At 66.9% G+C, this 18,582-nt stretch carries 16 protein-coding genes; 12 read left to right on the top strand and 4 right to left on the bottom strand.

What is annotated here, in order from left to right:
* Window positions 1-72: 72 nt before the first annotated feature.
* Window positions 73-903: an oxidoreductase gene (locus AKG11_RS14865; protein WP_050744407.1), complete on the top strand. Its 831-nt coding sequence runs from the start codon at window positions 73-75 to the stop codon at window positions 901-903.
* A 53-nt stretch (window positions 904-956) separates the two neighbouring features.
* Here AKG11_RS14865 and AKG11_RS14860 read toward each other — a convergent pair whose 3' ends face one another.
* On the bottom strand, window positions 957-2,759 hold the full coding sequence (locus tag AKG11_RS14860) for a diguanylate cyclase (RefSeq protein ID WP_050744406.1): 1,803 nt from the start codon (window positions 2,757-2,759) through the stop codon (window positions 957-959).
* 181 nt (window positions 2,760-2,940) lie between these two features.
* Between AKG11_RS14860 and yghU the strand changes: the two genes are divergently transcribed.
* The 3 genes from yghU to AKG11_RS14845 all read left to right on the top strand — a co-directional run bounded on the left by yghU (window position 2,941) and on the right by AKG11_RS14845 (window position 6,231).
* A complete protein-coding gene (gene yghU, locus AKG11_RS14855; RefSeq protein ID WP_023514603.1) occupies window positions 2,941-3,855 on the top strand; it encodes a glutathione-dependent disulfide-bond oxidoreductase in 915 nt (304 codons plus the stop codon).
* Window positions 3,856-4,015: 160 nt separating this feature from the next.
* The gene (locus tag AKG11_RS14850) at window positions 4,016-5,266 is read left to right on the top strand and encodes a cysteine desulfurase-like protein (RefSeq protein WP_050744405.1); all 1,251 of its coding nucleotides are present in this window, start codon (window positions 4,016-4,018) and stop codon (window positions 5,264-5,266) included.
* Between the two features lie 143 nt (window positions 5,267-5,409).
* Entirely contained in the window at window positions 5,410-6,231 is an 822-nt protein-coding gene (locus AKG11_RS14845) for a helix-turn-helix transcriptional regulator (protein WP_050744404.1), read from the top strand.
* 6 nt (window positions 6,232-6,237) lie between these two features.
* Here AKG11_RS14845 and AKG11_RS14840 read toward each other — a convergent pair whose 3' ends face one another.
* From AKG11_RS14840 to AKG11_RS14830, 3 genes are all read right to left on the bottom strand, one after another.
* Window positions 6,238-7,350: an aminotransferase class I/II-fold pyridoxal phosphate-dependent enzyme gene (locus AKG11_RS14840; RefSeq protein ID WP_050744436.1), complete on the bottom strand. Its 1,113-nt coding sequence runs from the start codon at window positions 7,348-7,350 to the stop codon at window positions 6,238-6,240.
* Window positions 7,351-7,435: 85 nt separating this feature from the next.
* Window positions 7,436-8,602, bottom strand: coding sequence for an MFS transporter (locus AKG11_RS14835; RefSeq protein WP_050744403.1), 1,167 nt, complete (start codon window positions 8,600-8,602; stop codon window positions 7,436-7,438).
* Between the two features lie 24 nt (window positions 8,603-8,626).
* Window positions 8,627-8,830, bottom strand: a complete 204-nt coding sequence (locus tag AKG11_RS14830) for a DUF1127 domain-containing protein (RefSeq protein ID WP_050744435.1) — start codon at window positions 8,828-8,830, stop codon at window positions 8,627-8,629.
* A 134-nt stretch (window positions 8,831-8,964) separates the two neighbouring features.
* On the opposite strand from AKG11_RS14830, the gene AKG11_RS14825 reads away from it, so the two are divergent.
* From AKG11_RS14825 to AKG11_RS14790, 8 genes are all read left to right on the top strand, one after another.
* Entirely contained in the window at window positions 8,965-10,470 is a 1,506-nt protein-coding gene (locus AKG11_RS14825; RefSeq protein WP_050744402.1) for a winged helix-turn-helix domain-containing tetratricopeptide repeat protein, read from the top strand.
* A gap of 70 nt (window positions 10,471-10,540) precedes the next feature.
* Window positions 10,541-11,437: a fructose bisphosphate aldolase gene (locus tag AKG11_RS14820; RefSeq protein WP_050744401.1), complete on the top strand. Its 897-nt coding sequence runs from the start codon at window positions 10,541-10,543 to the stop codon at window positions 11,435-11,437.
* 114 nt (window positions 11,438-11,551) lie between these two features.
* Window positions 11,552-12,835, top strand: coding sequence for an NAD(P)/FAD-dependent oxidoreductase (locus AKG11_RS14815; protein WP_050744434.1), 1,284 nt, complete (start codon window positions 11,552-11,554; stop codon window positions 12,833-12,835).
* Between the two features lie 218 nt (window positions 12,836-13,053).
* The gene (locus tag AKG11_RS14810; RefSeq protein WP_024270290.1) at window positions 13,054-13,890 is read left to right on the top strand and encodes a MurR/RpiR family transcriptional regulator; all 837 of its coding nucleotides are present in this window, start codon (window positions 13,054-13,056) and stop codon (window positions 13,888-13,890) included.
* A 24-nt stretch (window positions 13,891-13,914) separates the two neighbouring features.
* Window positions 13,915-15,036 (top strand): ABC transporter substrate-binding protein, encoded by a 1,122-nt coding sequence (locus AKG11_RS14805; RefSeq protein WP_050744432.1) that lies wholly within the window; start codon window positions 13,915-13,917, stop codon window positions 15,034-15,036.
* Between the two features lie 51 nt (window positions 15,037-15,087).
* On the top strand, window positions 15,088-16,833 hold the full coding sequence (locus tag AKG11_RS14800; RefSeq protein ID WP_023516416.1) for an ABC transporter permease: 1,746 nt from the start codon (window positions 15,088-15,090) through the stop codon (window positions 16,831-16,833).
* On the top strand, window positions 16,830-17,930 hold the full coding sequence (locus AKG11_RS14795) for an ABC transporter ATP-binding protein (RefSeq protein WP_050744400.1): 1,101 nt from the start codon (window positions 16,830-16,832) through the stop codon (window positions 17,928-17,930). Before AKG11_RS14800 ends, AKG11_RS14795 begins: the two co-directional genes overlap by 4 nt.
* Window positions 17,927-18,532: a histidine phosphatase family protein gene (locus tag AKG11_RS14790; RefSeq protein ID WP_050744399.1), complete on the top strand. Its 606-nt coding sequence runs from the start codon at window positions 17,927-17,929 to the stop codon at window positions 18,530-18,532. The genes AKG11_RS14795 and AKG11_RS14790 overlap by 4 nt, the downstream gene beginning before the upstream one ends.
* Window positions 18,533-18,582: the final 50 nt, after the last annotated feature.

Here is an 18,582-nt window from a genome sequence, read left to right as displayed (position 1 = left end):
ATCAGATGGGTCGCGCTACAACCGTCCTGCCACCGAAGACGGGGCACAGATCCGACACTCAAGGAGAGTATTATGCGGACATGGTTCATCACGGGTGCCTCGCGCGGTTTCGGGGCTCTGATTGCAGAAAAGGCGCTGGAAAAGGGCGACCGCGTCGTTGCGACAGCGCGCAACCCGCAGGCGATCCTCGACCGGTTCGGCACACGCCCGGACCTGCTTGCCGTCGCGCTCGACGTCACCGACGAAGCACAGGCGCACAGGGCCGTCGGTGAGGCGGTCGCCCGGTTCGGCGGTATCGACATTCTCGTCAACAATGCCGGTTATGGCCTGCTCGGTGCCGTCGAAGAGGCGACGGGGGCGGAGGTGGAAGCGCTCTACCGGACGAATGTCTTCGGCCTTCTCGCCGTCACCCGCGCCGTGCTGCCGCATATGCGGCGTCAGCGTTCCGGGCATATCCTCAACTTCTCCTCGATCGGCGGCTATCGCAGCGGTCCCGGCTTCGGCGTCTATTCCTCGACGAAATTCGCCGTCGAGGGCCTGACGGAGGCCCTTTCCGCCGAACTCGCCCCACTCGGTATCCATGCGACGGCGATCGAGCCCGGTTACTTCCGCACGGATTTCCTCGATGCGACCTCGCTCTCGATCAGCCCGATCGAGATTACGGATTATGCGCAGACCGCCGGTGCGGTGCGGGAAAGGGCGAAGGTCATCAGCCACAACCAGCCCGGCAATCCGCAGAGGCTGGCCGAGGTCGTCGTCGATTTCGTCGATGCGCCCAACCCGCCGGTCCGCCTGCCGCTCGGCAGCGATACGATCGCTGCGATTGCCGCAAAACATGCGGAAAACGAAGCACTCATCGCCGAATGGCGGGCGATTGCGGTTTCGACGGATTTTCCGTCCTGAAGAGGGGGACGCGAGTGCCTGCTTCCCGGCGTTCGCCGAAGCCGGGGAGCGGGTCAGGAGCTCTTTCGCGCGGCTGCCTTCTTGATCTGGCTTGCGGCCATGGTCCGGTCGCGGCCGGCGGCTTTCGCTTCGAGCAATGCGGCATCGGCGCGGGTGATGAGTGTCGCGACGGAGCCGTCCAGCGGGGAGGCCGCAACGCCGATGGAGGCCGATACGGTGCCGAGAACCCGGCCGGAATGGGAGAGTGTCGAACTGGCGATCTTCTGCCGCAGCGTGTCTGCCATTTCGGTGCCTTCCTGCTCGCCGAGCCCGGGCAGGAGCACGGTGAATTCCTCGCCGCCGAAGCGATAGGCGCTGCCGGCGGCGCCCACCGTCTCGCGCAGTGTCTGCCCGACATATTGCATGACGAGGTCTCCCGCATCGTGCCCGAACTGGTCGTTGAAGCGCTTGAAATGGTCGATATCGATCATCAGGCAGGCGAGCGGTTCGCTGCTGCGATCCTGGCCGTGCAGCTGCAATGCTTCATCGAGGAAGCGGCGGTTGAACAGGCCGGTGAGGGGGTCGCGTACGGCAAGCGCGATCAGCTTCTCCCGCAGCTGCAGGTTCGCGATCGCCAGGCCGACATTTTCCGCGATCAGTTCGAGATAGAGCCGCAGGCCGCCCGGCCCGAGCGCTTCTTCCTCCCGTCCCTCCATGTAGAGGAGGCCGATCATGTCGCCCTGGGCCGTCAGCGGCACGCAGAGTGTGGCCGCGCCCGACATGTCGAGATGCTGGCAGGGAACGTCGGAGCCGCTCGTGCCGCTTTCATGGGAGCGACCGCGGCGGAGCCCCCAGCAGGCGGAGGCGGGAAACGCCGCCGGCGAATGCTGCGGCTCGAGCCAGGCGCCGGCGCGGGCGAGCGCCGTCTTGCTGTCGTTGAGGATGTAGAGGCCGCCGGCAAGTTCGGGGAAGATCTGCGGAGCGAAGCGAACCACGACCTCGGCAAGCTCCTCCTGGTTCTGGCACGCCTGAACCCGGTGCATCATCTGCAGGATCATATCCTTGGTGCGCTGGTCGGCCCTGCGTTCGCCATCCAGCTTCTCCCGCTCGATCAGGTTGGCGCGGAAGATCTCGATCGCCTCGTTCATTTCGCCGATCTCGTCGGCGCGCCGGTCGACAGGCACCTCGACCGTATAGTCCTGCTTGGCGAGCCGGCTGACGATACCCGTCATTCGCATCAGCGGCATCGCCACCCGCCGGCGAAGGACGAAGTAGAGCACGGCGACGAACAGGGCGCCGGTCAAGGCGAGCATGACCTTGGCGACGAGGCTCCACAGGTTGCTGCGGTCCTGCGCGGCTTCAAGCTGGGCGCCGGTGCGCGCCGCCGTCAGGTCGCGGAAATGGGCGACCGTCTGGAGAAGCGCCTTCTGGAATCGTTCGTGCTCCGGTCCGAAAAGCGCATCCTGCGCGGCGTCCTTGTCCCCGCGTTGAAAGGCCTCGATCGCGGACAGTTCGATCTTGTCCAGCGCCTCGGCGTCGCGAACCACTTCCTTCAGCGCCTCCGCCTCGCCGGGCGCCAGCCCCTGGGCGATGAGCCGTGCGGCCGTCGCCTCGCGGCGGCGTTCCGATTCCTCCTCCGCGCGAAACGCCTCCAGGTGGCGCTCCTCGCCGCGCATCACGTAGAGCCGCGCTTCGTCGCTGCGAAGCTCGGCGCCCAGCGCCAGTTCCTCGGCGAGCGTATCCAGCGTCAGATGCTCCTCGACCGCGGCGCGCTCCTGGAGGGCGCTGCGGGAGGACATCATGAAGGAGGCGCCCGAAAGCGCGGTCAGAACGACCGTGATTCCATAGGCCCAGTTGGTGATCGTGGTGATTCGCATCCTGCTACAGTGCCAGCGGCTGTTTGAAAGGAGGATTAAGGAAACACCGTCATTTGCTGGGAGGGGCTGCCCGTTGCAACGAAGGACGCGGGAGGGGATAAGAAAATGCAATCGCCTTCCTATATGGAGCAAGGTGCATCCGGCAGGCCGGATGCGTTCGGGCAAAGACAAGGATAGATTCATGACCGAGAAATCCCCAGCCGACAATTTTCCCGCCGGCTACGAACCCCCGAAAGTATGGACATGGGAAAGCGGCAATGGCGGTGCCTTCGCCAACATCAACCGCCCCATCGCCGGCGCGACGCATGAGAAGGACCGGCCGGTCGGCAAGCATCCGCTGCAGCTCTATTCGCTTGCCACGCCCAATGGCGTGAAGGTCACGATCATGCTGGAGGAGCTTCTGGCCGCCGGCCATGCGGGCGCCGAATACGATGCCTGGCCCATCCGCATCGGCGATGGCGACCAGTTCGGCTCCGGTTTCGTCGAGGTCAATCCGAATTCCAAGATCCCGGCTTTGATGGACCACGCGCCTGCGGGCGGCGGCGCGCCGGTGCGCGTCTTCGAATCCGCCTCCATCCTGCTCTACCTTGCCGAAAAGTTCGGCGCCTTCCTGCCGAGCGCCCTGCGCGCCCGCACGGAAACCTTCAACTGGCTGTTCTGGCAGATGGGCTCCGCCCCCTTCCTCGGCGGCGGCTTCGGCCATTTCTATGCCTATGCGCCCATGCGCATCCAGTATGCCATCGATCGTTACGCAATGGAGGTGAAGCGCCAGCTCGACGTGCTCGACCGGCATCTGGCGGACAACCGGTACATGGCCGGCGACGACTACACCATCGCCGACATGGCCATCTGGCCCTGGTACGGCAACCTGGCGCTCGGCCAGGCCTATGGCGATGCCGGCACCTTCCTCGACGTCAAGAGCTACGGCAATGTCCAGCGCTGGACGGCCGAGATTGCCGCCCGGCCGGCGGTAAGGCGCGGCCGCATGGTCAACCGGCTGAGCGGCGATCCGGCCGAGCAGCTGCACGAACGCCACGATGCCTCCGACTTCGACACGAAGACGCAGGACAAGCTGGAAGCCAGCAAGACGGCGTAACAACGACCGGGCACGGGTTGTCCGGCCGGTGTTTGAAGACCCTTCCCCTTTTGGGGAGGGGTTTTTTCTTGGCAGCGCCTCATCTTCTGGGAGGATTGCGAGGGTTTTCTGGACGCGGGATAAGCGGGTATCCTGACCTGTGCCGCAAAGAGTATTCCCCATGACCGCCTATCCCATCGATCTGATCCGCGCCGCCTTCCCGGCTCTGGCGCAGTCGCGCACGGCCTATCTCGACAATCCGGCCGGAACGCTGGTCCCCCGTTCGGTCATCGATGCCGTGGCCGGGGCGATGGCGACGGCATCGGCCAATCTGGGTGGGCGTTTTGCCGCCTCCGAGCGGGCCGATGCGATCTGGCGCGCCGCGCACGAGGCGGCGGCGGAATTCGTCAACGCCGGCTCGTGGCAGGAAATGATCATCGGCCCCAACATGACGACGCTGGCCTTCCAGATGGCGCGTGTCATCGGCAAGACGCTGGTGGCCGGCGACGAGATCATCGTCACGCGCATGGACCACGAGGGCAACATCTCGCCCTGGCTTGCCATGGCCGAGGACCATGGCCTGGTGGTGAAGTGGCTCGCCTTCGACAAGGAGACCTGGCGTATCGAGCCTGAAGACCTTGCCGCGCTGCTCTCGCCCCGCACGAAATTCCTCGCCCTCAACTATGCCTCCAACATGACCGGCAGCATCAACGACGTGACCAGGCTTGCGGCAATGGCCCGGGCGGCCGGCGCGCTCGTCTGGATTGACGCGGTCCAGCTGGCGCCGCACCGCCTGCCGGATGTTCAGGCGATCGGCTGCGATTTCCTCGCCTGCTCGTCCTACAAGTTCTTCGGCCCGCATCTCGGCATCCTGTGGGGGCGTGACAAGGTGCTGCGCGCGCTGCCGCCCCACCGGGTGCGCTGCCAGAGCGACGACCTGCCGGACCGCTTCTGCACGGGCACGCCGCAGACCGAGCTTCTTGCCGGTCTGACCGCGACGATCGACTATCTCGCCTGGGCCGGCGAAACGACGGGCGCGACGGGCACGCGGCGCGAGAGGATGGCGGGCGCCTACCAGGCCTTCGACGCCTATGAGGCCGACCTGATGCGCCGGCTGATCGGCGGATTGACGGCGCTGCCCGGCATCCGGCTGATGGGCATCGCCAATGCGAACCTTTTCGCCCACCGCGTGCCGACGATCTCGTTCACCCATGACCGCCTGTCGACCCATCGCTTCGCCGAGGAACTGGCGGGCCATGACGTCAATGTCTGGTCCGGCCACAACTACGCGCTGGAACCGGCGCGTCATCTCGGCCTCTCCGAAGAGGAAGGCGTCGTGCGCATCGGTATCGCCCACTACAACAGCGAGGAAGAGATCGAACGCACGCTTGCCGTCGTCGGCGCGCTTGTGCGGCAGGGCGCTGCATCGTAACTGTGCCGGCCGGCGGTGCATTTCCACGCCGGGCCGCATCGTTTCGGTGCCGGACAATACGATAGGACAAGAAACCGGAACGGTTCCGGTGACCGGGCAACCTGTTCTGGCCGGCTTTTCTCAGGACTTTCACAGATGGTGCCATGTCGGAACCGCTTGCTGCGCGCTGGGTGGCGCCCTTCGCCCATGCGCTTGATCGCTACGACCAGCCGGACAGCGTTGCCGCGCTGCTGGCGGCCATCGGTTCGCTCGCGCGCTTCCATCTCGCGCTCTCGGTGGTCCACCGGAAGAACGGCGGGCCGAGCTATGTCTTCGACACGTTTTCCGGCCCGCGCGCCAAGCGGGCCGTGGCCCTGTTCATTGCCGGCACCTATGTCCTGAACCCGTTCTACAATGCCTATCTCGGCGGCCTCGCCTCGGGCATCTACCTGATGCGGGATCTGGCGCCGGACAACTATCTCGGCTCGGATCTGTATCGCGGCCTCGACATCCGCCGTCACGAGGATGAAGAGCTCGGCTATCGCACCCATGGCTGGCCGGAAGGCATGGAGGAGCTGCTCATCGCCGTCGACCTGCCGGGCGGCGAGATGGCGGAGATCAGCCTGTCGCGCATCCGCAGCGAAGGCGGCTTCGATGCAGCGTCGGTCGCCCGGCTTCGGGAGGCCCATGCCCTGATCGCCGCGATCTTCCGCCGGCTGTGGGCGCATCTGTCCCGCAGCGAGGCGCGGTCGCAGCCGCGCCCCCTCGACCATCTCTTCACCGATTTCGGCCGCGGCCTCCTGAGCCCGCGGGAGCGGGAGGTGGCGCTGCTGATCCTCAAGGGCCATTCCAGCGAATCGATCGGCTACCATCTCGGCATCTCGATCGCCACGGTGAAGACCCACCGGCAGAAGCTCTATGCCAAGCTCAATCTCTCGACCCAGCAGGAGCTGTTCTCCGTCTTCCTGCGCAGCCTCAACCTCTAGAGCCTGTCAGGTCCTCAGGCTTTCGCGGATCGCCGCGGAGATTGCCGCCAGGCCCTGGCGCAGTTCCGCCTCGCTCGACCAGGCGTAGCCGATGCGGAAGTGCCGGTCGTCCTGCTCGAACCAGCGGCCGCGGCCGACATAGGCGTGGTGCTGGCTGTAGAGGCGCTCGTGGAAGGCGGCAAGATCGACATCCGCCGACGGCACGATGCGCGGGAAGCAGACGCAGCCACCCGACGGCTCGACCCATTCGACCAGCGGTTCACTGGCGATCCAGTCCTTGACGATGGCAAAGGCGCTGGCGATGCGGGCATTGTTGAAGGCCAGCCATTCCTCGCGCTGGCTGAGCGCGACATAGGCGATGTATTCGTCCACCATGCTGCCGGAAATGCCGATCTGCTCGCGGGCGGCAAGGAAGGTCTCCATCAGTGCGGCGTCGCGGCTGATCAGCCAGCCGATGCGGATGCCGGGAATGCCGTAGGTCTTCGAGAGCGAGGAGACGCTGATCACCCTGTCCGACAGGCTGGCGGCAACCGGAAGCATCGGGCCGAAGGTCATCTCGCGATAGGTCTCGTCGAACAGCAGATGGATGCCCTTGCGCTCCACCAGCGCGACGAGGGCGGCAAGCTTGGCCGGCGAAATCATCACGCCCGTCGGGTTGTGCGGATAGGTGACCGAGACATATTTCGTCTCCGGCCGGATCGCAGCCTCGATCTTTGCAAGATCCAGCCGGTAGCCTTCCTCGAAGGTGAGGTCGACGAGGCTGAGTTTGCAGCCGATGGCGCGCGGCGTCTCGATATTGGTCGCGTAGTTCGGCCGCACCACGACGATGTGGTCGCCGGCTTTCAGCATGGAGGTCGCGATGATGAAGAGTGCGCCCGCAGCACCGGCCGTCACCAGCACGTCGTCGGCCGAGAGGCCTTCGCCCGTGCCGGCGATCAGGCCGCGCAGGTCGGGTGCGCCGCGATGGTCGCCGTAGCACAGCAGGATGTCGTCGAGCGTCAGCTTCAGCTCGCCGAGGCGGCGGTCGGCGACGGAGCTTTCCGAAAGGTTGTAGCGGATCGTGTCGTAGCCGAGCTGTTCGGGCGATTCCAGCTCGATGGGCATGCGGGTGTATTTCATGGGGGCGCTCTCCTTGTCCTTGCCCGGCATTCAAGAAGCCTAGAGCAAGGCGGCAACGCTTCCCATCCACCTCGAAGGGGATGGCTCAGACCTGTCGTCGGCGCAGCACCAGGAGGAGGGCGAGCATGAAGCACAGGAGACCGAGGGAAGCAGGCAGTCCCTGATGGCCGATCAACTGCATGGCAAGGCCCGTCGCGGGCGAACCCGTCATGCCGCCAATGCCCCAGACGAGGGCGAAGGCGGCATTGCCGGCGATCAGCGCCTGGCCGGTGAAGCGTTCGCCGAGCTCGATCAGCGCCATGGTGTAGATGCCGAAGGAAACGCCGCCCCAGACGAAGAGGAGCGGCCAGACGGGCCAGGCGGCAAAGACCTGCGGCAAAAGCAGGCAGAAGAACAGTGCGGCAAGCGCGCAGGCCAGCATGGTGCGCGCCGCACCGCACCGTTCGGCGATGCGCCCCAGCACGACCTGCAGCACGGCGTTGCCGGCGATGAACACGGTGATGAGCGCGGCGATGCGCGCCTCGCTGCTGCCGAGCGCTGTGCCATAAACCGCAAAGAGCGACACGAAGGTCTGTTCGAAGGCGGCCGCGGTGAAGACGGCGAAGAGGAGGAGTGGCGCGCGCGAAAAAATACCGGCGATCGATACCGCCTCGCCCTCCTGTGGGATGTCCGGCAGGCGCTGCGCGACGGCGAGCACGATCAGGCTGCAGAGGACGAAGGCGACGATGCCGACGAGAAACGGTGCCCAGCCCGCCGTGCCGACAAGGCCGAGCGACAGCGGGCCGATGGCAAAGCCGCCGGAGACGACCGATGAATAGAGGCCGAGAATGCGGCCGCGGCGGGCGGCGGGCGTGAGCGCGATCAGCCAGGTCTCGCTGACCACGTAGAGCGGATTGGCGAAGACGCCGAGCAGGAAGCGCAGTGGCATCCAGGCGCGCACGTCCTGCACCAACCCGATGGCCGCAAGCGCGAACGCGGCGAGGAGTGCGCAGAGGATTGCCAGCCGCGCCCCGCCGACGCGCTGCGCGAGCGCCGGAATGAAGGGTGCGGAAACGATGAAGCCGAGCGGCGTCATGGCGGCCGACAGGCCGATGAGGGCGGGTGTCGTGCCCTGCCGTTCCAGGATGAAGCTGAGCAGCGGATAGGTCAGCCCCTGTGCCAGGGCAAAGACCGAGACGGTCGCGATGATCCCGGCCATCGCGGCCCACGGGATGCCGCTCTCCCCTGTTGATGTCGTGTTTTCCGCCGTCATGCAAACCTCGACATGATCCCGGTCTTATACCCGCCAGAACGGCTTGGCGATCTCGGTCTCGACCGCGTCGCGCGTCAGGCCGATGTCGTCGATCAGGTGCGGGGTCTCCGCCGCCTTGCGCGCAAGATCCCAGCGGAAGCGCAGGCGGGCGTCCCAGGCGGCCAGAAGCGTGCGGATGCTGACACGGCCCGGCGGGGCGGACGGCCTTGCTGTGGAAATGTGGGTCATGGCAACCTCCAAGGGATTTTCCGGGGAAAGGCCCGGTCTTGAAGGCTCGATTGTGCCGGCGGCGGGCGGGAACCGTCCTTAAGCCCTCCCAAAAAGTTCTCAAAAACTTCCAAAACCGGCTATAGATGCGCCCTATGCAGGGAGCGCGCTTTGCCTTTGGTCCGTTCGTGCTTGATTCCGGAGCGGGAACGCTCCTTCGGAACGATGATCCTGTTGCCGTCGGCCATCGCGGGCTGAAGCTGCTTGCCGCGCTCGTCGGGCGGCCCGGCGAAATCCTCGGCAAGGCCGAGCTGATGGATGCGGCCTGGCCCGGCACGGTCGTCGAGGAGGGCAACCTCACCGTCCAGATCGCCCAGCTGCGCAAACTGCTCGGCCCGGCCGAAGGCGGCGGCGAATGGATCTCGACGGTGCCGCGCGTCGGCTATCGCTTCACCGGGGCCATCGCGCCGCACCGGATGGATCGGGTGCCCCGCCCGCTGCCCGACAGGCCGTCGATCGCCGTGCTGCCCTTCGTCAATGTCAGCAGCGATCCGCAGCAGGAGAGCTTTTCCGACGGGTTGACGGAAGATCTCATCACCGACCTTTCCCGCATGCCCGGCCTCTTCGTCATCGCCCGCAACTCGGTCTTCGCCTACAAGGGCAGGGCGGCGGATGTGCGCGCCATCGCCGAGGATCTCGGCGTGCGCTACCTGTTGCAGGGCAGTGCGCGGCATGCCGGCGGGCGTGTGCGGATCAATGCCCAGCTGGTCGATGCGCTGCATGGCGACCATCTCTGGGCGGATCGTTTCGACCGGAGCCTCGACGACATCTTTGCCGTACAGGACGAGGTCGCCGGCAAGATCGTCGAGGCGCTGCTCGGGCGTTTGCGCGCACCGCCGCCACGCAACCGGCCGAAGAGCTTCGAAGCCTACGACCTGTGCGTGCGGGCGCGAAAACTGATCGACGATTCGCCGCAGACGGCGCGCGAGGCGCATCTGATGCTGACGCGCGCCGTCGTGCTCGACCCGCACTATGCCGAGGCCTACCGCTGGCTCGCCATGAACCACTGGATGGGCTGGGTGCACTGGGGCGAGCCGGAGGAGCCGGCCCGTGGGCTTGCCCTCGCGCTTGCGGAAAAAGCCGTCGCGATCGACCCCAACGACGCGGGCTGCCGCTGGGTGCTGGCCAACCTGCTCGCCTACGAGCGCCGCTTCGACGAAGCGGATGCGGAATTTGACCGGGCCATCGCGCTCGATCCGAACGAGGCCGACACCTTCGCCACCCGCTCCGACATCCTCGTGCTTGCCGGGCGCGTCGAGGAGGGGCTGGAGCAGATCCGCAAGGCCTTCCGGCTCAATCCCTATCCGGCGAGCTGGTACTATCTGACGCTCGGTCAGGCGCAATATGCCGCCGGCGCCTACGAGGCCGCCGTCGAGACGTTGATCCGCGACGAGACCTACCGCACCGGCTCGCGCCGGTTCCTCGCGGCAAGCCTTGCCCAGCTCGGCCGGCTCGACGAGGCGCGGGCGGAGGTCGCGTTGTTCCTGATCGCAAATCCGCATTTTTCGACCAGCCAATGGGCCGAGACGGAGCCGTTCCGCGATGCCGCGACGCGCGCGCATTTCGTCGAGGGTTACCGCAGGGCCGGCCTTCCGGCATGAGGCCGGGCGGTGGGCAAGAAGAGATCAGGGCAGGGCGCGCCGCGTCCCGGCCCGCAACAGGGAGGAAACCATGGCCGATGCAAGGATGATGGCGCAGATGACCGGCAAGGAGGGCTTTATCGCCGCCCTCGACCAGAGCGGAGGCTCGACGCCCGGTGCCCTCCGGCTCTACGGCATCGCGGAGACCGACTATGACGGCGAGGAGGCGATGTACCGGCTGATGCACGAGATGCGCGTGCGCATCATGACGGCGCCCGCCTTCACCGGCGAAAAGGTGATCGGTGCCATCCTGTTCGAGAAGACCATGGACGGCGACGCCGGCGGCAGGCCGGTGCCGGCCTATCTGTGGGAGGAGCGCGGCGTGGTGCCCTTCCTCAAGGTCGACAAGGGTCTTGCCACCGAGGAGAACGGCGCGCAGGTGATGAAGCCGATGCCCGATCTCGACGCCCTGCTTGCCCGCGCGGCGAAGAAGGGCATCTTCGGCACCAAGATGCGCTCGGTCATCGCCCATGCCGACAAGGCCGGCATTGCCGCCGTGGTGAAGCAGCAGTTCGCGGTCGGCCGGCAGATCCTCGGCCACGGCCTCGTGCCGATCATCGAGCCGGAAGTCTCGATCAAGAGCCCGAGCAAGGGGGAGGCCGAGGCGATCCTGCGCGACGAGATCGCCCGGGAGCTCGACGCCCTGCCGGCGAGCGAGAAGGTGATGCTGAAGCTCACCATCCCCACGCTTGCGGATTTCTACAAGCCGCTTGTCGAGCACAAGGCGGTCACCCGCGTCGTCGCCCTTTCGGGTGGCTACAGCCGGGCGGATGCCTGCGAGAAGCTCAGCCGCAACCACGGCATGATCGCCAGTTTCTCGCGCGCCCTCACCGAGGATCTGCGCGTGACGATGAACGATGCCGCGTTCAACGCCAGCCTCGGCAGGACGATCGACGAAATCTACACCGCCAGCGTGGTGAAGGTCTGAGGGTGGGGCCGGTGCGGCCCTTGCCCTGAAACGGCATGAAACGCACGCCGCGACAGGGGCGCCGCCTCGTTCGCGGCGTCTGCGTGTGGAACAAGGACAAGCGGGATGACGAACATGCAGGATGCGCCTTCCTCCAACGCCCACCGTCTCGTCGTGGTCGGCGCCGGCTTTGCCGGCCTCGCGCTGGTCAAGGCGCTGCGGTTTCCGGGGCTGCACATCACGATCGTCGACCAGCGAAACCACCATCTCTTTCAGCCGCTGCTCTACCAGGTGGCGACGACGATCCTGCCCACCTCCGATGTCGCCTGGCCGGTCCGCAACCTCTTCAAGGCGCGCGCGGACGTGACGACGATCCTCGGTGAGGTGGTCGGCATCGACGAGGCGGCACGGCGCGTCGATCTCAAGGAGAGCGCCCCGCTTGCCTACGACACGCTGGTGCTGGCCACCGGCGCCCGGCATTCCTATTTCGGCCACGACGAATGGGAGGGCGCGGCGCCGGGTTTGAAGTCGCTGGAAGATGCGACGACGATCCGCCGCCGCGTGCTTCTCGCCTTCGAGAAGGCCGAGGTCTCCGAGAGCGCCGCGGAACGGGCGGCGCTGTTGACCTTCGTGGTGATCGGCGCCGGACCGACCGGCGTCGAACTTGCCGGCATCATCGCCGAGCTGGCGCAGCACATCCTGCCGAAGGAGTTCCGCAACATCGACACGCGCACCGCCCGCGTGATCCTGGTCGAGGCGGGGCCGCGCGTCCTGCCGGCCTTTGCCGAGAGCCTGTCGGCCTATGCGCAGGCGGCGCTCACCCGGCTCGGCGTCAGTGTGCAGACCGGCGAGGCGGTGACGAACATCACCGACGAGGGGGTGCGCATCGGCGAAAACGAGATCGCCGCCCGCACGGTGCTCTGGGCGGCGGGCGTGAAGGCGTCTCCCGCCGCGGCCTGGCTTGGCGTGGAGGCCGACCGGGCCGGGCGTGTGCGGGTCGGGCCGGATCTCGGCGTGCCCGGCCATCCCGAGATCTTCGTCATCGGCGATACAGCCAGCGTGCTCAACGAGAATGGCACGCCGGTGCCGGGCATCGCGCCGGCGGCCAAGCAGCAGGGACGCTTCGTGGCAGGGCTGCTGCGCGACCGGCTCTCCGGTAAACCGCCGCCGGGGCGCTTCCGCTATCGCCATTCCGGCAATCTCGCGACGATCGGCAGGAGCGCCGCGGTGGTGGATTTCGGTCGCATCCAGCTCAAGGGCGCGCTGGCCTGGTGGTTCTGGGGCATCGCCCATATCTTCTTCCTGATCGGCACCCGCAGCCGCATCGCCGTGGCGCTGAGCTGGCTGTGGTCCTATGCCACCGGCCGCAACAGCGCGCGCCTCATCACCCAGCGCGACATTCACCGGAACGAGCGCTAGCGACCCCGCCGGTTCCTTCGCATTCCATCTATCGGGTCGCGGCTCCCTGTTTCGGGTCCGCCCGCCCCGACGCCTTGTTTTCCCTGCCGAATTGTCTCCCACGGCCCCGCCCGGCGGCGCGGCTTTGCAGAGCCTTGCAAGGATTCTTGCGGTGCCTGTCTTGACTGCAAGGTGCTTTGCCAACACCATCGGCGCTGCAAACAACCTTGTCGAGCGCCATGACCCTTCTCGATCGCATAAAGGCCAAGTCCCGCCGGCTCACGGAGGCGGACCAGAAGCTGATCGCCGCCATGCTGGAGAACCGCGCGGAGGCGGCGTTCCTGTCCGGCCCGCAGCTCTCCCAGCGCGCCAGCGTGCATGAGGCGACGGCGACACGGCTGGCGCAGAAGCTCGGCTACAAGGGCTTTCCGGACCTGCGAGCCGAATTGCAGCGCGAGGTTCTGCTCGATCAGGACGCGGCCAACCGCATGCGCCGCTCGGTCGCCAAGGTCGAGCACGGCGACTACCTTTCCGACCTCATCGCGGCAGAGATCACCGCGTTGGAGGCATTGGCCCGCGCGGTGCCGCAGGCCGATATCGACCGCGCCGCCGACATGATCTTCGAGGCGCGCCGCGTCTTCGTCTTCGGTCAGGGCCATGCCCAGTCCGTCGCCGGCTTCCTGCAGCGCCGGCTCGACCGGTTCGGCATGACGACCATCGCGCTGACGGGCCGCGGCCGCGACATTGCCGAGCGGCTGGTCGGCATGGAGGCGGGCGACCTCGTCGTCGCGCTCGCCTTCCGCAAGCAGCCGCAGAGCTACGGGCCGCTGGTGCGCCACGCCGCGCGGGTCGGCGCACGCACCATTCTCGTCTCGGACCTTGCCGGACCGCTGATGGAGCCTGCGGCCGATCTGATGCTCGCCGCCCCGCGCGGGCGTTCGGGAAGTGAATTCCAGACCCCGACGATCCCCTTCGCCATTGTCAACGGCATCGTGCTGACGATCGCCGGACGGCACGAGCGGGAGGTCATCGGGCGATTGGAGAAACTGTCGGAGCTTTTCAACGACTTCGACTGAATGGGGAAAATGGAGGAGGAAACCATGCTGAAACGAGTATACGCATCCGCCCTCGTGGCGTGTCTCGCCCTGCCGGGCATCGCGCTTTCCGAGGATCTCGATAGCCTGACGCCGGAGCAATTGCTGCCGCTCGCCCAGAAGGAGGGCAGCGTTACGGTCTTCTCGCTGTCGAGCCGCATCGCCAAGATCGAGGCGGCCTTCGAGAAGGCCTATCCGGGCATCGACCTGGTCGGCGTCGACATGAGTTCGACCAAGCAGATCGCCCGCGTGGAGGCCGAGCAGCAGGCCGGCGTCCATGCCGTCGACGTGCTCTACATCGCCGACACGCCCGTCGTCTTCACGAAGCTTCTGGAGGGAAAGCGCGTCGTGAACTACGTGCCGCCGCGCGTGGCGGGCGAGCTGGAGGATCGCTACAAGGCGCCGCTGCTGACCCAGCGTCTCTCCACCAAGGTGCTGATGTACAATGAGAAGGCCTTCCCGGACGGTTCGCCCGTCACCAATCTCTGGCAGCTCACCGAGCCGGAATGGCAGGGGAGGGTGCTGATGGTCGATCCGAGCCAGCGCGGCGAACTGCTCGATCTCCTGACCGAGATCGCGCTGCATCCCGACGAGATGGCGGCGGCCTACAAGACGCAGTACGGCAAGGACATCGAGATCGAGGATGGCCTCGAAGGGGCCGGCGAGCAGTATATCAAGGCGCTGTTCGAAAACGACCTGATCCTCGTTCCCAACAGCGACGTGCTCAACAAGTCGGTCGGCGATGCCGGCGCCAAGAACCCGCCCGTCGGCTTCGGCACCTATTCCGACCGCCGCGACAACGAGAAGGAAGGCTGGGCGCTGCAGGTCGCCAACAATGTCGAGCCGTCGAACGGCATCCTCTTCCCGGCGGTGCTGACGATTGCCGACAAGGCGCCGCATCCGGCCGCCGCGCGTCTCCTGATCGACTTCATGTTCGGCGACGACACGCCGACCGGCGGTCCGGGCTTCGAGCCCTTCAACGTGCCGGGCGACTATGCGGTGCGCAAGGCGATCGCCGACCACCCCGATTCCGTCAAGCTCGGCGAGCTGAAGGCCTGGACGATCGATCCGGCGAAGACGGCGGCCGCGCGCGGCCGCATCGCCGACCTCATCATCACGCTTCAGTAACGGACCCGTCCACCGGCGCCTTGCGTGCGCCGGTGGACGTGGAGGATCACCATGACATCCACGTCGCTTTCCGTGCCATCGGGCAGGCGCCTGCTCCGATCGGGCTTTCTCTTGCCGGCGCTGCTCATCGCCATCGTCGCCGTCCTCGTCGTCGCGCCGCTCCTGCGCATTCTCCTGTCCACGCTGACGCCCGAGGGTCTCGAGGCCTGGCAGGCGGTGCTCGCCAGCCGGCTCTCCGCCAATCTGTGGTGGCGCCCGCTCCTCAACACGATGATCCTCGGCTTCAGCGTCGCCGGCGGCTGCCTCCTGATGGGCGGCTTCCTTGCCTGGCTGGTCGTGCTCACCGACGTGCCGGGCCGTCGTTTCCTCGCGCTGATGGCGACGTTGCCCTACATGATCCCGAGCTTTGCCGCCGCGCTCGCCTGGGGCACGTTGTTCCGCAATTCCCGGCTCGGCGGCTCGGCCGGCTTCTTTGAGACGAGCGGCCTTGCCATTCCCGACTGGCTCGCCTGGGGCCTCATCCCGACGGCGATCGTGCTCGTCGCGCACTATTATTCGCTGGCCTATACGATCATCGCCGCCGCGCTCAGCTCCGTCGGGGCCGACCTTGTCGAAGCCGGGCAGATGGCCGGCGCAAAACGCCCCCGCATCTTCTTCGGCATCATCCTGCCGGTCGTCACCCCCGCGCTGATCGCCGCCGCCTCGCTCACCTTCGCCGGCGCCGTCTCCAACTTCGCCGCACCCGCGCTGCTCGGCCTGCCGGTGCGCATGCAGACGCTCTCCACCCGCCTCTTCGGCATGATCGAGACCGGGCAGAACGAGCGCGGCTTCGTCATCGCGCTGCTGTTGATCGCCGTCTCTGCCCTGTTCCTCTTTCTCTCCGACCGTATCGTCTCGGGCCGCAAGGCCTTCATCACCGTTACCGGCAAGGGTGGGCGCACCAAGCGTTTCCCGCTGGGCAGCTGGCGCTGGCCGCTCTTTGCGCTCGCCGTGCTGATCGGCTTCGTCACCACTGTCCTGCCCGTTCTCGTTCTGGCGGCCTCCAGCCTCGCCCCGCAGAGCGGTGCGCTGTTCTCCAACTGGACACTGCATTTCTGGATCGGCGAGGGTGGCGGCGAGATGGCGCAGGGCCAGGCCGGCATCTTCCGCAATCCCGTGCTGCTCGATGCGCTCTGGACCACGATCCGCCTCGGCCTCGTCGTCGCCTTCACCACCATGCTGCTCGGCCTGGCGCTCGCCTATACGATCGTGCAGCGCCGCGGCAGCCTGCTCGCCACCGTGCTCAGCCAGCTTGCCTTCCTGCCGCTGCTGATCCCGAGCATCGCCTTCGCCGCGGCCTATATCGCGCTCTACGGTGCGCCCATCGGCCCGCTGCCTTCCCTCTACGGCACGTTCGCGCTATTGGTCATCGCGGCCTCGGCGCACAACCTGCCCTTCGCCGTGCAGTCCGGCCGCTCGGTGCTCGGGCAGATCTCTGCCGACATCGAGGAAAGCGCCCGGCTGACCGGCGCGAGCCTCGTGCGGCGCCTCTTCGCCATCATCTTCCCGCTGGCGATCCGGGGCCTGTTCGCCGGGGCGATCCTCGTCTTCGTGAAGATGGTGCGCGACCTCTCGCTCGTCGTGCTGCTCTTCACCGCTACCTCGCCGGTGCTCAGCATGGTCGCCTACCGCTATGCGGCCGAAGGCTTCATGCAGTTCGCCAATGCCATCACCCTCGTCATCCTCGTGGTCTGCCTTGCGGCTTCCTTCCTCGCCCATGGCCTGCAGAACCGCGTCCAGAAATGGAAAGAGACATGAACGCCCTTGCGAAAGGCGCCGCGGACGCCATCCAGATCCGCAATCTCGTCAAACGGTTCGGTGCCTTCACCGCCGTTCAGGACGTCGATATCTCCGTTCCGCCCGGCGCTTTCCTGGTTCTCGTCGGCCCGTCGGGCTGCGGCAAGTCGACCCTGCTGCGCATGCTGGCCGGCCTGGAAAGCCCGAGCGAGGGCGAGGTCGCCTTCGTCGGGCAGACCGTCTCCAGCGGCACGGGCGGCGTCATCGCCGATGCCGGCCGGCGCAATGCCGGGCTCGTCTTCCAGAGCTACGCGCTCTGGCCGCACATGACCGTTGCCGGCAACATCGCCTGGCCGCTGAAGGTCGCGAGATGGCCGCGCGAAAAGCGCGAGCGGCGGGTGAGGGAGGTGCTTGCCCTGCTCGGCATCGACGCGCTTTCAGAGCGCTATCCGGCGGAGATTTCCGGCGGCCAGCAGCAGCGCGTGGCGATCGCCCGCACCATCGCGCCCGAGCCGAGCATCCTGCTTTTCGACGAGCCCCTGTCGAACCTTGACGCGAAGCTGCGCATCGAGATGCGCAGCGAGCTGATTCGCATCCACCGGGCAACGGGCGCGACCTCGGTCTATGTCACCCACGACCAGGTGGAGGCGATGACGATGGCGACCCACGTCGCGGTGCTCAACAATGGCCGCGTCGAGCAGTTCGGCAAGCCGATCGACCTCCTGCGCAACCCGCAGACCACCTTCGTCGCCACCTTCCTCGGCACGCCGCCGGCCAATCTCTTGCCGGTGCGCCTCAAGGGCGATGCCCTCTTCTTCAACGACCTCGCCCTCGCGCCGGCGGCGCTTGCCGGCGGGCGGGCGGAAGCGCAGCTCCTTTACCGTGCCGAGGATGTCGGCGTCGGCGTCGTCGCCGGCATGCCCTCGCTGACGGCGCGCTTTGCCGAGGCCGCGCCGATTGCCGGACGGACCATGGTGACCGCGATGATCGGCGACCTGCGCATCACCGGCATGGCGGACGGCTATTTCACGGCGACGCCCGGCGAGCCGATCCCCCTCTCGTTCATTCGAACACCCGATGCGGTCTTTGCCGCCACTGGAGAAAGGATACATCAATGAGGCTGATCCTCATGCGTCACGGCGAAACGGAATGGAACGCCGAGCAGCGCCTGCAGGGCCAGGACAACTCGCTTTTGTCCGAACGCGGCGTCGCCCAGGTCAAGCGCTTCCGCCCCTATGCCAAGGCGCTGAAGCCGGCCCGCATCATCGCCTCGGATCTCGGCCGCACCCGGCAGACCGTCGCGCTCATCGGCCACCCCGACGCCCCCTCCGACGAGCGGTTCCGCGAACTCGACATGGGCGAGTGGACGGGCCTGCGCAAGCCGGACCTGATCGCCGATCATCCCGAGGACTACGTCGCCTGGCGCGCCGGCACCTTCACCCCGACGCGGGGCGAGACGTGGGGCGCCTTCCGCGGCCGCGTCGCCGATGGTGTGCACGACTGGATGTCCCGCACGGAGGGCGACCTGCTGGTCGTCGCCCATGGCGGTGTCATCCGCGCCGTCTGCCATGAATTCCTCGACCTGCCGCCGTCGCGCGTCGTTCCCGTCACGCCGGGTACCGCGACGATCCTCAACTTCCCGCAGAAGAACGGCGCGGCCGCCCAGCTCGAAGGCTACAATATCGGCTCCGTCGCCCCGGATGTTTCCGTCGCCGACTGACGAGGCGAGGGCCCCGGCGGACAGCCGGGGCCTTCCGCGCGGAACGGTGG

Origin of the sequence: Shinella sp. SUS2 (assembly GCF_001262505.1) — a bacterium.
GTDB lineage: Bacteria > Pseudomonadota > Alphaproteobacteria > Rhizobiales > Rhizobiaceae > Shinella.
The sequence above is the reverse complement of the archived record's forward strand: the minus strand, read 5'-3'. Positions and strand labels throughout refer to the sequence as shown.